This window comes from Brevundimonas sp. D3-1P, assembly GCF_055809335.1.
Genome location: NZ_CM147908.1, coordinates 1,320,466 through 1,334,841, shown reverse-complemented (window position 1 = coordinate 1,334,841; position 14,376 = coordinate 1,320,466). Strand labels below are relative to the sequence as shown.

The following is a 14,376-nucleotide window of genomic DNA, read 5'->3' as shown; positions in this document are numbered from 1 at the left end:
CGTCAGGCGGCTGTGTTTCTGGATCCAAGGCACAAGGCCTAGGATGACGCATCGAAGGATCAGGCCATGACGACCGAACTGACCTATCTGTCCCTGACGCTGATCCTGGCGCTGGTGCAGGTCTTTCTGCCCGCCGGGGCGCGAACGGCCGAGTTTGGCCTGAAGTGGAATGCGGGGGCGCGCGACCAAACGCTCGTTTCGACCCGGCCGTTGACCGGGCGCCTCGAACGCGCCCAGGCCAATCTCTACGAGACCCTGCCGCTGTTCATAGGCGCGGTGCTCATCGCCCATGCAGTCGGCGCGGACGGCCGCCTGACCCTGTGGGGGACGGCCCTCTATTTCTGGGCGCGCGTCGCCTATGTTCCGCTTTACGCCTTTGGCGTTCCCTATGTCCGGTCGCTGGTCTGGGTGGTCTCGCTTGCGGGACTGATCATGGTCCTGGCGTCTCTGTTTCTTCTGAAAGCCTAGATTGACCCCAGCCGCCCGCCTCGCCGCCGCCGCCTCTGTCTTGGACTCCATCGCTCAGGGCCGCCAACCGGCCGAGGCCGTCCTGAAAGCCTGGGGGACCGCCAACCGTTACGCCGGCTCCAAGGATCGCCGCGCCATCGCAGACCGCGTCTACAAGGTGCTGCGCGCGCGCGGCCGCCTGTCGTGGATCATGGGCGGACGCGAGGACGGGCGGGCCCTGGTGATCGGTTCGCTGCACGCCATCGACGGCCTGTCGCTGGAGGAGATCGAGGCGCTGCACTCGGGCGACGGCTATGGTCCCCGCCCGCTGTCGAAACAGGAACGGTCGCGCATCATGGCGGGGCAGGACGAGTTGCCGGGCTGGGTCGCGGCCGGCCTGCCCGATTTCGTGGTCGAGGATTTCAAGGCGACCTTCGGCGAGCGCTGGGCCGAGGAAGCCCATGCCCTGATGGCTCCCCGCGCGCCGATCGACCTGCGGGTCAATGATGCGGCTGCGACGGTGGACGAGGTCGAGGCCGAGCTGAAGGCCGCCGGTCTGGACGTTTCGCGCACGCCCTGGTCGGCCGTCGGCCTGCGCGTGCCGTCGGAACCGCCGCCCAACATCCAGGCGCTGGAAGGCTTCAAGGCCGGCCGGTTCGAAATCCAGGACGAAGGCAGTCAGGTCGTCTGCTGGCTGGCCGGGGCGCAACCCGGCACGACGGTGGTGGACTACTGCGCCGGAGGCGGCGGCAAGACCCTGGGTCTGGCCCAGGCGATGAAGGGCCAGGGCAAGCTGGTCGCGTCCGATGTCGTGAACAAGCGGCTGGAGAACATCCGTCCCCGCCTGCAACGCGCGGGCGTCGAGGCCGACCTGGTCTTGATCGGCCAGAACGGCGGCGGGCTGGAGGTCCTGAACGGCCAGGCCGATCTGGTCTTCGTCGATGCGCCCTGTTCGGGTTCGGGCACCTGGCGTCGCCGTCCCGAGGACGCCTGGCGCCTGACGGCCGAGGAGGCGGAGAAACTGCATGGATTGCAGGTCCGCATTCTGGGCCAGGCGACCAAGCTGGTGAAGCCGGGCGGCCGCCTGGTCTATGTCACCTGTTCGATGCTGGCGTGCGAGAACGAGGCCAGCGCCGACGCCTTCGAGGCGGCGCACCCGGAGTTTCGGCCTGTGCCGATCGGCGACGTCCTGGCCGCGCCGCAACTGACCAAGGCGGCCCGCGCCCGGTTTGCGGCAATGGGGCGGGGGGCCCGCCTTCGCCTGTCGCCCGCCTCGACCGCTACCGACGGCTTCTTCGCCGCGATCTACGAGCGCGCGGCGTGAGGCTGGATCGGCGCGGCGGGATTTCGATCCTCCATGTCATGGCCGCGCCCGCCGAATACGGGGGCCATCTTCAGGCCCGCATCCAGCCGCTGATGACCGGCGTCGGCCCGGTGGAGGCGGCCGTCGCCCTGACCGCCGTCCTGGCGCGGCTCGAAGCGGCGGGCGACCGGCCCGATCTGATCGTGTCCCTGGGCTCGTGCGGATCGCGCGAACTGGAACATGCGGCCGTCTATCAGGCGTCGTCGGTGGCCTATCGCGACATGGACGCCAGCGCCCTGGGCTTCCCCAAGGGCGTGACCCCGCTGCTGGACCAACCCGCCGTGATGCCCCTGCCGTGCCCCATTCCGGGCGTGCCGACCGCGCGTTTGTCGACCGGGGCGAATGTCGTTTCAGGCGACGCCTATAACGCCATCGACGCGGATATGGTGGATATGGAGACCTGGGCTTTGGTCCGGTCGGCCCAGACCTTCGGCGTTCCGCTGGTCGCCATGCGCGGCGTCTCGGACGGCCGGGCCGAGCTGAAGGCGCTGGAGGACTGGACCTCCACCCTGCATCATGTGGATCAAAACCTGGCGGTCGCCCTTGATCGCCTGACCGCCGTGCTGGAGACGCACGGTCTGTCCGCCCTTGAAATCCCGAACCTTGAAAAAATGGCCCCACAAGGCCAAGACCCCGCGCAACGTCCCGCCCCGGATTCGATCACGCTATGACCACGCCGCAAGACCACCAGAAGGTCCTCATCGTCGATTTCGGCAGCCAGGTGACGCAGCTGATCGCGCGCCGTCTGCGCGAGGCCAGCGTCTATTGCGAAATCCATCCGTTCCAGAAGGCGGACGCCGCCCTGGCGGCCATGAACCCGGCGGCCATCATCCTGTCGGGCGGCCCCGAGAGCGTGCACGAAGAAGGCAGCCCCCGCGCGCCGCAGGGCGTGTTCGAGGCCGGCGTGCCGGTTCTGGGCATCTGCTACGGCGAGATGACGATGTGCGAGCAACTGGGCGGCAAGGTCGAGGGCGGCCACACCCGCGAGTTCGGCCGCGCCGAGATCACCGTTCAGAAGGCCTCGCCCCTGCTGGCCGACCTGGCCCCCGTCGGCGAGAACGAAGAGGTCTGGATGAGCCACGGCGACAAGATCGTCGCCATCCCCGAGGGCTTCGACGTGGTCGCCTCGTCGGAGGGCTCGCCCTATGCGGTGATCGCCGACGAGACCCGCCGCTTCTATGGGGTGCAGTTCCACCCCGAAGTGATGCACACCCCGCGCGGCCATCAGATGCTGAAGAACTTCACCCATGGCATCGCGGGGCTGAAGGGCGACTGGACGATGGCCGCCTATCGCGACGAGAAGATCGCCCAGATCCGCGAACAGGTCGGCGACGCCAAGGTGATCTGCGGCCTGTCGGGGGGCGTGGACTCCTCGGTCGCCGCCGTTATGATCCACGAGGCCATCGGCGACCAACTGACCTGCGTCTTCGTCGACACCGGCTTGCTGAGGAAGGACGAGGCCACCCAGGTCACGACCCTGTTCCGCGAACACTACAATATCCCGCTGGTGCATGTTGATGCGTCGAAGGAATTCCTCGGCGAACTGGCTGGGATTTCCGACCCGGAGACCAAGCGCAAGACCATCGGCCGGCTGTTCATCGAGGTCTTCGACCGCGAATCCGCCAAGATCGAGGGCGCGGAATTCCTGGCCCAGGGCACCCTCTATCCCGACGTGATCGAGAGCGTCTCCTCGTCCAGCGGCAAGGCCCACGTCATCAAGAGCCACCACAACGTCGGCGGCCTGCCCGACTATATGAAGCTGAAGCTGGTCGAACCCCTGCGCGAACTGTTCAAGGACGAGGTTCGTGCGCTTGGCCGCGAACTGGGCCTGACCGACGCCTTTGTCGGCCGCCACCCCTTCCCCGGACCGGGCCTGGCCATCCGTATTCCCGGCGAAATCACGCCGGACGCCGTCGCCACGCTTCAGGACGCCGACGCCATCTATCTGGACGAAATCCGCAAGGCCGGCCTCTACGACGATATCTGGCAGGCTTTCGCCGTGTTGCTGCCGGTCAAGACTGTCGGCGTCATGGGCGACGCGCGCACCTACGAAAAGGTGCTGGCCCTACGCGCGGTCTCCTCCACCGACGGCATGACGGCCGACTTCTACCAATTCCCCTGGGATGTCCTTGGCAAGACCGCGACCCGCATCATCAATGAGGTGCGCGGCGTGAACCGCGTGGTCTACGACGTGACTTCCAAACCGCCCGGCACGATCGAGTGGGAATAGTCCCGACCCTTCGGCAGCATTCGGTATCGCTTCCGAAGCGGCCTCTAAAGGCCTGACAACATTGTGAATTCTGTCGAGACCCTTCGGAGCCATTCGGAGGGTCTTTTTTCGTTTTGTCGGACTGGCCGACGGTACGCCGCTGCATTGATCTGGCGGACTCGGGCTCATACCGTCCTGACATCGGGCCGCGGTCTGACGGTATTCATTTCCAGCAAGTCATTGAGATGAATGAGAAAAAGCCGTCTTGGCGGGACCGATTTCGAGGACCGACGGAGAGAGGCGATTATACCGTGCTTACCGACACTGCGCTGAAGAATTTGCGACCGAAAGCAAGGGCTTACAAGAGTACCGACAGGGACGGCATGTACGTCTATGTCTCGACGGGCGGCGCAATCTCATTCCGCTACGACTATCGGTTCAACGGCCGTCGAGAGACCTTGACGCTCGGGCGTTACGGCAGCGCCGGATTGACGCTGGCCCAAGCCCGTGAGCGGCTGATCGAGGTGAAGAAGGCGATCGCGGACGGGGTGTCGCCCGCGGTTGAAAAGCAGCGCGCCAAACGTCGCCTGAAGGAAGCTCACGATTTCGCACAGGTCGCCCAGGGCTGGATGGACCGCGCGCCGATGGCGGACAGCATCCGCGACATGCGCCGGGCGATTTTCAATCGGGACATCCTGCCGAAGTGGAAGAACCGCCTGCTGAGCGAGATCACACCCGACGATCTGCGGGCCCACTGCAAGGCGATTGTGGATCGCGGGGCGCCCGCCACGGCGATCCATGTCCGGGATATCGTCAAACAAATCTACGGCTGGGCCATCCTCCACGGCGAGAAGATCGACAATCCTGCGGATGACGTGGGTCCGGCTTCGATCGCCACCTTCCGGCCGCGCGATCGCTCACTCACCCCAGCCGAAATCCGGATCATGCTGATGCTCCTGGGTGAGGTCGCGACCCTGCCGACCATCAGGCTCGGCTTGAAGTTCATCCTCCTCAGCATGGTTCGGAAGAGCGAACTTCAGGACGGGGTGTGGACCGAGGTGGATTTCGACAATGCGGTCTGGTCGATCCCGGCTGCGCGCATGAAGCGCTCACGCCCTCACAACGTCTACCTCTCCACCCAGATGCTCGACATCCTGGTCGCTCTGAAGACCTGCGCCGGCAACTCGAAATACATCCTGCCGTCGCGCTATGACGCCGATGCGCCGATGTCGCGGGCGACTTTCAACCGCGTCACCAGTGCGATCGCTGAAAGGGCCGGAAAGGGTAACCTTCCGCTCGAGCCCTTCACCGTGCACGACCTGCGGCGGACGGCCTCGACCCTGCTGCACGAGATGGGCTTCAACTCGGACTGGATCGAGAAAGGGCTCGCTCACGAAGAGCGATCTTCGCGAGGCGTCTACAACAAGGCGGAGTTCGAGACCCAGCGCCGCCACATGGCGCAGGAATGGTCGAACGCCGTGGACGCCTGGGAAGCGGGCCGCGCCTACACGCCGGTTCTGACCGTGTCAGAGGTCAGCGCACCGCGTTTTGATCCGAAATTTTGAAATGCGTCGGGATGCCAGCAGAAAATGCAGGGACAAGGACATGATCGACGCGCGGGATAAGGCTGCCGCCACCAAGCGCACGGCCGTCCGGCCGGGACTGCGCAAGCGGTCGCCGGACCTGTTGGGACTGTAGGCCATGGCCGGGCCGTATTTTCCGCCGCTGGAAGTCGCGGGGCAGACGCTCGCGTTCGACCATCTCGAGCCCTTCGTGCTGGAGATGGCCACCCAGTCGCGTCCGAACGGCGTGAAGATCGATGTCCGGTTTAGCAACCACTGCTTCAGTGAAACCTTCGACGCCGCCCAGCACGACGAAACTGCGGTCGCGGTCTGGGATGGTCCGAGGCGGCGCGTCTTCTGTCCGATCCGCTATGGGCTGTCGCAGGCGCTCCCGCATATCCTGAAGGGTCTGCCGACGGCGCACGTCTATCAGACCCCGGAGGCGAACTTCCTGCGGATCGGTGTGCGCAACGACGGCGGAGCAGGGGACTACAGGGTTTTCTTCCGGGTCAAGCGCGGCGCCGACGCGGGCGTCGATCTCAAGCTCTTCGTGGAAAGCGCCTACAGCCCGGAGCCGGCGCAGGCGCTCGCTATTGCGCACATGAGCAAGGTTCGCTTCGCCGTTCTGATCGACAAGACGCTGAAGGGCGAAAAGCTGAAGTTCCACCGGAAAAGATAAGGGCGCCCGGAGGCGCCCTTATCAGAAGTCACTCGGTAGCCGCTTCCGGGATCGAAATCCCTATCTCGCTCACGCGTGGACCTCCGAAGAGGCGGGTGAGGCTGTTTCAACCGATCTGGCCTCGGGACGACATATAGCTCGCGGGGGTGAAGAAATCAATTATCGGCCCTGGAAGCCCGTGTCCCGTCCCCCTTGCCTCCGCCATCCCCGGCTGAAGCAGTCGATAATCCGCTCGCCGTTTTCTAAAGCGAGGCGCGGCTTACAGGTGCGGTCGGGAGGCGCCCGGCCCGTCGTGGACGGGGCGTGATCGGCGCAGGCGCACATCCGGAGCCTTGGCCGGCGTGACGGGGGTGCGGCGGCGTTTCTCCAGCCAGGTCTGCACCTCCGACAGATCCCAGACCACGCATCGCGGCGTCAGCCGGAAGCGTCTGGGGAACTCCCCGCGCTGCTCCATCTCCCAGATGGTGCTGTCTGCGAGCGGCACCATCTGGCGCAGTTCCGGTTTCTTGATCGTCCGTGGCAGGGGCGAATGGGTCTGTCCCATGATGCATCTCCTCGTTCGGGTCGATTCGAACCGAAAGATGCCGCAGGGAAAACACGCAGGCCCGCGGTGTTGGTCTTACGGTTCTCAGCACCGTCTGCGCAGACGTCGTCTGATGACGCCCGGTCGCTTAGTCGACGGGTCACCGATCCCAGTCACTCCGCCGCGGTCATCCCGCACCGCAGGATGGGCGCCGCCTTCTTCAGGCTCCTTCCTCGCTGCAACTGGGTATCGTGGCCAGTGACCGATAAGCTCCGGTTCTTAGCGGTCGACTTTGACGACGGAATGCACGGTTCGTCGGGCTTGCAGAGCTAAGTCCGTATGTCCTTGCCCTCGTTCGGCCTGGCGCCGGATGCTGCAGCCTTCAGCAGCGCCTAGGAGGAAGGAATGGACACGCTCTTTGTGGGGCTCGATGTTCACAAGCTGAGCATCAGCGTCACCACTGCAGAGGACGGACGCGACGGCGCCGTCAGGTTCTGCGGCGAGGTCGCCAACACGCCGGAACAGGTTCGCAAGCTGGCGGGTCGGCTGTCGCGGTCCGGTAGTCGGTTGGAGTTCTGTTACGAGGCCGGCGGCTGTGGCTACGGGATCTACCGCCAGCTGACGGAGATGGATCATGGCTGCCTGGTCGCGGCGCCGACGCTGATCGCTCGCAAGCCAGGCGATCGCATCAAGACCGACCGACGGGATTCACAGATGCTCGCGCTTCAACACCGCGCGGGTGGTCTGACGGCGGTCTGGGTCCCCGACGAAGTGCATGAGGCCATGCGCGATCTGGTCCGGGCCCGGGGAGACGCGATGATGGCCCTGATGCGGGCGCGACAGCAACTGCTGGCGTTTCTGCTGCGGCACGGCCGGACCTACCCGGTCGGCAAGCCATGGACCTTGAGGCACCGCCGCTGGCTGGCGGGTCAGGCGTTCGAGCAGGATGCGCACCGCATCGTCTTCCAAGATTACGTGGAGGCCGTCTGGGCGGCGCAGGACCGCCGGGAACAGCTCGAAGCGAGGATCTCCGCCATGCTGGCGGGCTGGTCGTTGTCGCCTCTGGTCGAGGCGCTTCGGGCGTTGCGCGGCCTCGACACCATCTCGGCCGTCAGCTTCGTCGCGGCCGTCGGCGATCTCGGCAGGTTTGAGAATCCACGACGGCTGATGGCCTATCTGGGTCTGGTCCCCTCGGAGCATTCCAGCGGCGACCGGATCCGGCGCGGAGGCATCACCAAGACCGGCAACCGCGAAGCGCGGCGGATGCTGGTGGAAGCGGCCTGGAGCTATCGCTACCCGCCGCGGGTCTCGACCGGCAAGACCGACGTCGTCTCTCGCCAGCCGAAGGTGGTGCGGGACGTGGCGTGGAAGGCCCAGGTGCGCCTGTGCGATAGATATCGCCGTCTCAGCGCCGGCGGCAAGCGGCCGACTGTCGTCATCGCCGCTATCGCTCGGGAGCTGTCGGGCTTCATCTGGGCGATCGGTCAGGAGGTGCGGCCAGCGGCGCCTTGAGCGCCGAGCCCTGGCCCGTCAGGCCGGGGGCGGAGCGGAAGGTCAGGGACATCCTCGAGAGCCCAGTGGGCAGGCCATGTGCCGACGCCCGACCTAAGTCAGAGGCCAGCCCGCGACGAAAAGCGTTCATGCGGTAACCAACACGCGAATGGAAGACTGATCGACCGTCGCCAACGCCGCTCCGCCCCCAACCTGACGAACCTCTCATCCTGCTCATCTCCGCGCCTGCGGCGCGGAAGGGTTTTGCACGTCCAGACACTTGAAAAAGGACATGGAAGGGCTCCGCCCTCGCGCGCGCCAGGGTGAAGCGGCTGCGCCGCCGGACCGGCCGGTCTCCCCGACCTTCCGCGCCGGCGAGGATCGTCATGATTGGCATTGGCGTCAGGCTTGTGCAGGTCGGGCGATCCCCCTCCGGCCGGTCCGCCCTGGCCCTTGCTACCCCGGTCTCGCCGACGGGCAGGGTTTCAGGCGCGCAGTTCGCGTGCCTGCAACCCTTGCCCAAAGGAGGCAGAGACATGACTGCTCAATCCATCGAAACCGTCGCGACCGAGGCGACCACCCCCGCCCATGGCGCGGAGATCACCGTGCCGCTGAACCGGCTCAAGGCTTCACCGAAGAATGCGAGGAAGACGCCCCACAGCCCGGCGACCATCGAGGCCTTCGCGGCCTCGATCAAGGCCAAGGGGGTGTTGCAGCCGCCCGTGGTCGAGATCGAGCGGGACGGGGAAGGCGTTCCGACCGGGAGCTACCTCGTCAGCATCGGCGAGGGGCGCCGTCAGGGGCTTCGGCTGCTGGCCAAGCGCAAGGCGATCAAGCGGACCCATCCGGTGCGGGTCATCGTGGACGCCGAGAACGACGCCCACGAGATCAGCCTCGATGAGAACATGACCCGCGAGGCCATGCATCCCGCCGACCAGTTCGAGGCCTTCCAGCGACTGGCTGTCGAGAAGGGCTACGGCCCCGAAGAGATCGGCGCCCGGTTCGGTGTGTCCGCCCATGTCGTGCGTCAGCGTCTCCGGCTCGGCTCAGCGGCTCCGGAGTTGATGGCGGCCTACCGGGCCGGGACGCTGGCGCTGGATCAGTTGAGCGCCTTCTGCGTCAGCGAGGATCAGGACCGGCAGCGGCAGGTGCTGGAGCAGGTCGGCCCCCATACCCCGGCCTACGCCATCCGGCGCGCCATGACCGAGGCCAAGGTGAGCGTCGGCGACCGGCGCGTCCGCTTCGTCGGCGTCGAAACCTATAAGGCCGAAGGCGGCGGAATCCTCCGGGATTTGTTCACCGAGGACGGCGGCGGCTGGCTGGAGGACGTGGTCCTGCTGGACCGGCTGGTCGGCGAGAAGCTGTCCGGGTTGGCCGACGAGGCGCGCGAACGGGAGGGCTGGAAGTGGGCGGAGCCCGCCCTGGACTATCCGGACGTCTCGGCCTTCGGGCGGGTCTATCCGGTGGCCGTCGAACGGTCGGAGGCGGACGCCGCCGAGATCACGGCCCTGTCGGAGGAATATGACCGGATCGTCTCCGAGGCGGGCGCGGAGGGGCTGTCGCCCGAAGAGGATGCGCGGCTGGAGGAGATCGACAAGAGCTTGCAGGCCTTCGGTCCGGACTTCGACTACGCCGCCGAGGCCAAGGCCCGGGCGGGGGTCGTGGTGATGCTCGGCCATGACGGTCTGGCCCGTTTCGAGCGCGGACTGGTCCGCGCCGAGGACGCGGTCGCGCCGCCGCCGGAAGCCGTCCCCGCCTGAGGCTCGCAACGTCGCTCACGGCAACGCCCTGCGGCAAGGCCGACGGTACGGAGTCTGACTCATGGCGCACGTAATCAGCGTCGGCCATGCGTCAAAGCCAGCCATTGGCCCCACATCGCCCTTCTGATCGGTTGCTTAAGCGTCGTCTTTAGAGGCTGCTTCAAGGAGTTCTGCGAGCCGCGCCTTGCAGACCTCCTCCGCGAGTACGCGAAGCACGTTCACTCGCTCCGAGAGCCAGGCGAGTTCGTCGCCACTGATCCTGTAGTGCTCGGAGTAGCGCGCCTTCACATAGGCCTCGCGCAGGAGTTCGAAACAGCGGCGTTCGAACTTGGTCTCGCGGGGCCAGGCCTCGGCTAGGCGAGGGTCGATAGCCTCGGCCTTCTTACGCAAGAAGGCTAGGTTGTGAGCCTTGCCGCTGTAGAGCGTCACGACCAGAAGCACCGCATGATAAAGATGTTCAGCTGTCTGGTGAAAATTGAAGGCGGCTAGGTTCGGCTCATCGTCCGACATGCAAAAGGCCGCCACTTTTCGAAAGCTGGCTGCGCTCGTCATCCATTTCTCATAGTGCCGCTCCGCCTCCTCCAGCGCCACGCGCGCCTTGAGGTCCGCCGGCTTGTGCAGCTTGGCGCCCGGCGTGTCGTAGAGCAGCACGCCTTCGCGCACGATGTCGGCGAAGAAATAGCGACCGCGATCCAGTTGCTCGTTCACGTCGTCGAGCGAATGGACGATGAGGCTGACGGGCGTGCGGATGTCAGGCCCGATGGGCATGGTCCGGTTTTCGGCCTCGTACCAGAATTCGCCGTCGGTCAGGTCTTCATGATCGACGACGATCAGCAGGTCGAAATCCGAGAAGTAGCGCCCGACGGGGTCATGGACCCAGTCGCCGCGCGCATAGCTGCCGTAGAGGATGACCTTGAGAATCCTGCCGTCCTTGAGCCGCGCGGCGCGACGGGTCGAGATCGCCTCCTCGAACGCCGCGCGCACAGTCTCGACCACCTGACGGAGTTCGGCCTGTTTGCGCAGCGGTAGATGATCGAGGCTCTTCTTCATGGCTGGAGTCTCCGCGATACGGCCGCACACGGCAAGGCTGAATACGCCGTCTTCGACCTGTCCGCCTCGCCGAGCGAGCGTCGTACCCAACGATGGTCTTCGCCGCCGCACGGCGGCGCCGATGAAAAAGCCGCGCGCCCCTAAAAGGGCGCGCGGCAAGTTTTCAGTCTCTCAGCGACGGCTATTCCGCCGCGAACGCATAGGCGTCGTCATCGCGCGGTTCGCTCGCGCTTTCGTCCTCCGGCTCCGCCGCATCGGACACCGTCCGCAGGACCGGGGGCAACCACCCCTTGCCCTCCACCAGCCGTTCCGCCGCCTCGGCCATGTCGCCCTTTTTGAACCCGGCGATCCGGCCCGCCTCCTCCGCGTTGACGGCCTCCGTCACCGCCTCCAGCACCCGCGTCTTTGGGACGCGCGTGAAGTAGCTGGCCGCCGTCGCCGACCACGTCCCGGCCATGTCGAGGCCGACCACCGTCGCCAGCGTCTCGGCCTGCGCCAAGGCGCCGGGTCGCCGGTCGTGGGGGTCACGCACGGCGTAGAGGCCGACCCCGGCGCAGCAGGCCATCAGGTCCAACTGGTCCGATGGAGCCAACCCGAACACCACGCCCCACAGGTCCTCGGCCCGCTCGGGCAGTCGCGCGCCCCAAGCCTCGCACCGGTCCCGAACCCGCCGACCGGCAGGACCGTCGTCCACCCCCGGCGCCAGCCGCTCCAGACCGCTGACAGACAGTCGAAGCTGCAGCGGCGTCCAGAGGCCATATCCCGGATAGAAGACCTGCAGCGCCAAGGCATGAACCACGGTCGCCAGCGCCGCGCCCACATCCGCCTGCACCGCGTCGCGCAGGCCCATGGTCTTGTGGGCCGTGAGGTCGATGACCAGCCGGTCGGACAGGGCGCTCCCGACCTCTTCCGGCTCCGGCGCGCGCCCGCCTCTCTCGGCGTCGGCGTCGCCACCGCAGTCCTCGACCGCCTCCTCTTCGCGAAGCGCCTTGGGCGAAGCTCGGCAATGAGTTCGAGGACCGGGTGGTCAATCGGCTGGCCGCCGAGGCCGCCGTCCTGCGCCCTGCGCCGGGGGAGAAGGTGCTCTCGGAACGACTGACGCTGGCGTTTCTGCGCGGCGAACGTTCGGAGACCTATGCCGCCCAGATCAACCTGAAGCCCACGGGCGTTCCGCGCTTTCTGGAAGGCACGGGGCTGGAACTCAACCGGAACATCGCCGACCTCGTCCGGCGGGAAATCCTGCCCGACGGTCGTGCCTGCTTCACCATCATCGACATCAAGGCCACCCGGCGGGCGACGGCCTTCCACAAGACTCAGATCGCCTTCTATGTGCGGGTGCTGGAAGAGCGGCTCGCCGAGATCCGCCTCTCCAGTCCGGTCACCCTGAACCGCGATGGGGAAGTCTGGCGCATCCCGGACAACGGCACGGCCCAGGGCGATCGGGCCGACGCCGAGGTGTTCGCGCTTCGACCCTATCTGCGCCAGGTCGATGACTTCTGTAGCCAGACCCTGCCAGCCATCGCGCAGAAGCGGATCGGCTTCGGTCCGTCCGACCAGACCTTCCACCACCTCTATTTCAAGTGCGAACAGTGCGCCTTCCTCGAGCACTGCGTCCAGTCAATCGCGCCGGCCCTCGCTGCGGGGCGCGACGTGTCCGCCGTCCCCGGCGTGACCCACGATTCCAAACGTGCCCTCAAGAGGATGGGGATTGAGACCGTTGGTGCGCTGTCAAAAGCCTACGGACTGGCGAAAACGCCCGGTGCCGGCTGGTCCCTGACCCGCAACGCCTCGCGGTTGGTTGCGCGCGCCGCCGCCCTGGCGACCAACGCGATCCAGCGGACCGAAGAGGAGCACACCTTCCTCATGCCGCCGAGAGCCGATCTGCGGTTCTTCGTCTCGGTAGACTACGATCCGGTCGATGACCGGATTGCCGCCGTCGGCTATCGGCGTGTCGGCCCGGACGGGTCGGCCAGTGATGATATCCGCGTGCCTCAAACGGCTGAGCTTAAAGACGAGGCCGATGCTCTGGTCGCCGTCATGGGGCGGCTGATCGGGGATCTGGCCGCTGTCGATCAGGCCAACCGAGAGGCGATGGATCGGGGGGACGACGCCGCTCTCAAATATGCGCACATCTTCTTCTACGAACCCTCCGAAGCTCTAAGCTTGCAGAAGGCCGTCGGCCGTCATCTGGACGATCCCCGCGTGCGTGGCGCGCTGTTGCATCTCGTGCGGCTGTTCCCGCCGGAGGACATCGTCCCGGAACCGGAGTTCAAAGGCGCGCACCATCTGGGGCAGTTCGCGCCCGAGGCGTTCGAGGTCCACTATCTCGGAGCAGCGCCGCCCGCTGGACTGTCCGATCGCATCAAACACCGTGCCTCTGTCGCCAAAGAGGAGGGGGAGGCGGCCTTTGCGGATCTGACCGCAGAAGCGGTCGTGGTCGGAGCGTCCGTCTGGCAACTTCACCGGTTGCTCTCACACAAGAAGGCGCCCGGCGACCTTCCGGCTCAACGCCCCGCTCACCGCCTTTCCGGAGAAGACCTTCTATCCCGGGAAGTATCGATCGGCAGACGCCGTCCGGGAGGCGCGCCTGACCCTGAAGCCGAACTGGCGCGACGGCCTTGAGCCGTGGGAAGCGCATGCGCTGGACCCCGATTGGCCCATCGCGGTTCTGGTCCACGACGGTCCGCCGGCCTCGAGCAGCAACCCCTTCGAAGCTTGGGCGAGTGCGCGTCTGCTGGAGAAACTGGCCGAGCGACTCGTGGATGTCACCGAAAGCGACGGCGCCTATAAGGGCGAACTTTGGCGCGAACGCATCGCGGCCGTCAGCCCCCACCGGGCGCAGAACGCCGCCATCCGCAACGCTCTGCCGCCCTTGCTGCGCGCCAACGCCTTCGTCGAGACCGTGGACCGGATCCAGGGCAAGGAGCGGGATGCGGTCGTTCTCTCATACTGCGTCGCAGATAGCCGCCGAAACTGTGCCCGATCAGGGCGGCGCGTTCAGCGTCACATCGGCCTGCCGCGCATGCCGCCTCAACGATCGCTGCGAGCTCCGGACCGAGCGCGCCCAGATCTGAGGATGGTGAGGCTCGCTCGGGCAAACTGGGCATGAGCACCGCGTAGCCTGCAGCGGACAGGATGGCCGGATTGACGTGCAGGTTCAGGGCGCCCGGTAGCAGCCGCGCAGGCGCGGCCGGGAAGACCCGGCCAGGGTAGGCGATCACCGCCACCGGGGGAGGTCTGGAGGTCGGGGCGGTGGGCAGAAGCAACCAACTGCGCAAGGGTTGACCCGTCG

At 66.4% G+C, this 14,376-nt stretch carries 12 protein-coding genes and 1 pseudogene; 10 read left to right on the top strand and 3 right to left on the bottom strand.

Translation table 11 applies throughout. The features are described from left to right. Positions 1-66: 66 nt before the first annotated feature. The 6 genes from AC0L6G_RS06780 to AC0L6G_RS06755 all read left to right on the top strand — a co-directional run bounded on the left by AC0L6G_RS06780 (position 67) and on the right by AC0L6G_RS06755 (position 6,260). Positions 67-468, top strand: coding sequence for an MAPEG family protein (locus AC0L6G_RS06780; RefSeq protein WP_293824773.1), 402 nt, complete (start codon positions 67-69; stop codon positions 466-468). A 1-nt stretch (position 469) separates the two neighbouring features. After that, on the top strand, positions 470-1,771 hold the full coding sequence (locus AC0L6G_RS06775; RefSeq protein WP_293824775.1) for an RsmB/NOP family class I SAM-dependent RNA methyltransferase: 1,302 nt from the start codon (positions 470-472) through the stop codon (positions 1,769-1,771). Next, on the top strand, positions 1,768-2,481 hold the full coding sequence (locus AC0L6G_RS06770) for a 5'-methylthioadenosine/S-adenosylhomocysteine nucleosidase (protein ID WP_293824777.1): 714 nt from the start codon (positions 1,768-1,770) through the stop codon (positions 2,479-2,481). Before AC0L6G_RS06775 ends, AC0L6G_RS06770 begins: the two co-directional genes overlap by 4 nt. Beyond that, complete coding sequence (gene guaA, locus AC0L6G_RS06765; protein ID WP_293824779.1) at positions 2,478-4,040, top strand: glutamine-hydrolyzing GMP synthase; 1,563 nt, start codon at positions 2,478-2,480, stop codon at positions 4,038-4,040. Before AC0L6G_RS06770 ends, guaA begins: the two co-directional genes overlap by 4 nt. Positions 4,041-4,330: 290 nt before the next feature. Further along, positions 4,331-5,584 carry a tyrosine-type recombinase/integrase gene (locus tag AC0L6G_RS06760; RefSeq protein ID WP_473253218.1) on the top strand — a complete coding sequence of 418 codons (1,254 nt, stop codon included), beginning with the start codon at positions 4,331-4,333 and terminating at the stop codon, positions 5,582-5,584. A gap of 136 nt (positions 5,585-5,720) precedes the next feature. Then, positions 5,721-6,260, top strand: coding sequence for a hypothetical protein (locus AC0L6G_RS06755; protein ID WP_008260164.1), 540 nt, complete (start codon positions 5,721-5,723; stop codon positions 6,258-6,260). A gap of 259 nt (positions 6,261-6,519) precedes the next feature. Here the strand turns inward: AC0L6G_RS06755 and AC0L6G_RS06750 are convergent, their stop codons facing one another. Next, complete coding sequence (locus AC0L6G_RS06750; protein ID WP_008260373.1) at positions 6,520-6,804, bottom strand: helix-turn-helix transcriptional regulator; 285 nt, start codon at positions 6,802-6,804, stop codon at positions 6,520-6,522. Positions 6,805-7,188: 384 nt separating this feature from the next. Here AC0L6G_RS06750 and AC0L6G_RS06745 point away from each other — a divergent pair, with 384 nt between their 5' ends. Both AC0L6G_RS06745 and AC0L6G_RS06740 read left to right on the top strand, forming a co-directional pair. Then, entirely contained in the window at positions 7,189-8,295 is a 1,107-nt protein-coding gene (locus tag AC0L6G_RS06745) for an IS110 family RNA-guided transposase (RefSeq protein WP_313574059.1), read from the top strand. A 515-nt stretch (positions 8,296-8,810) separates the two neighbouring features. Continuing rightward, entirely contained in the window at positions 8,811-10,034 is a 1,224-nt protein-coding gene (locus AC0L6G_RS06740) for a ParB/RepB/Spo0J family partition protein (RefSeq protein WP_473253019.1), read from the top strand. A 135-nt stretch (positions 10,035-10,169) separates the two neighbouring features. Here AC0L6G_RS06740 and AC0L6G_RS06735 read toward each other — a convergent pair whose 3' ends face one another. Both AC0L6G_RS06735 and AC0L6G_RS06730 read right to left on the bottom strand, forming a co-directional pair. Further along, a complete protein-coding gene (locus AC0L6G_RS06735) occupies positions 10,170-11,243 on the bottom strand; it encodes a HEPN domain-containing protein (RefSeq protein WP_244999708.1) in 1,074 nt (357 codons plus the stop codon). A 22-nt stretch (positions 11,244-11,265) separates the two neighbouring features. After that, positions 11,266-11,934 (bottom strand): hypothetical protein, encoded by a 669-nt coding sequence (locus AC0L6G_RS06730; protein ID WP_473253018.1) that lies wholly within the window; start codon positions 11,932-11,934, stop codon positions 11,266-11,268. A gap of 173 nt (positions 11,935-12,107) precedes the next feature. On the opposite strand from AC0L6G_RS06730, the gene AC0L6G_RS06725 reads away from it, so the two are divergent. Beyond that, positions 12,108-13,706, top strand: coding sequence for a hypothetical protein (locus AC0L6G_RS06725; RefSeq protein WP_473253017.1), 1,599 nt, complete (start codon positions 12,108-12,110; stop codon positions 13,704-13,706). Next, positions 13,642-14,193 (top strand): annotated as a pseudogene (locus AC0L6G_RS06720) (AAA domain-containing protein); the annotation flags it as partial. The gene AC0L6G_RS06725 and the pseudogene AC0L6G_RS06720, both read left to right, overlap by 65 nt. Between the last annotated feature and the right edge of the window lie 183 nt (positions 14,194-14,376).

Coding starts and splice junctions, on each gene's coding strand:
- AC0L6G_RS06750 (WP_008260373.1), bottom strand. CDS start 6,804: ATGGGACAGACCCATTCGCCCCTGCCACGGACGATCAAGAAACCGGAA.
- AC0L6G_RS06745 (WP_313574059.1), top strand. CDS start 7,189: ATGGACACGCTCTTTGTGGGGCTCGATGTTCACAAGCTGAGCATCAGC.
- AC0L6G_RS06755 (WP_008260164.1), top strand. CDS start 5,721: ATGGCCGGGCCGTATTTTCCGCCGCTGGAAGTCGCGGGGCAGACGCTC.
- AC0L6G_RS06730 (WP_473253018.1), bottom strand. CDS start 11,934: ATGGGCCTGCGCGACGCGGTGCAGGCGGATGTGGGCGCGGCGCTGGCG.
- AC0L6G_RS06740 (WP_473253019.1), top strand. CDS start 8,811: ATGACTGCTCAATCCATCGAAACCGTCGCGACCGAGGCGACCACCCCC.
- guaA (WP_293824779.1), top strand. CDS start 2,478: ATGACCACGCCGCAAGACCACCAGAAGGTCCTCATCGTCGATTTCGGC.
- AC0L6G_RS06780 (WP_293824773.1), top strand. CDS start 67: ATGACGACCGAACTGACCTATCTGTCCCTGACGCTGATCCTGGCGCTG.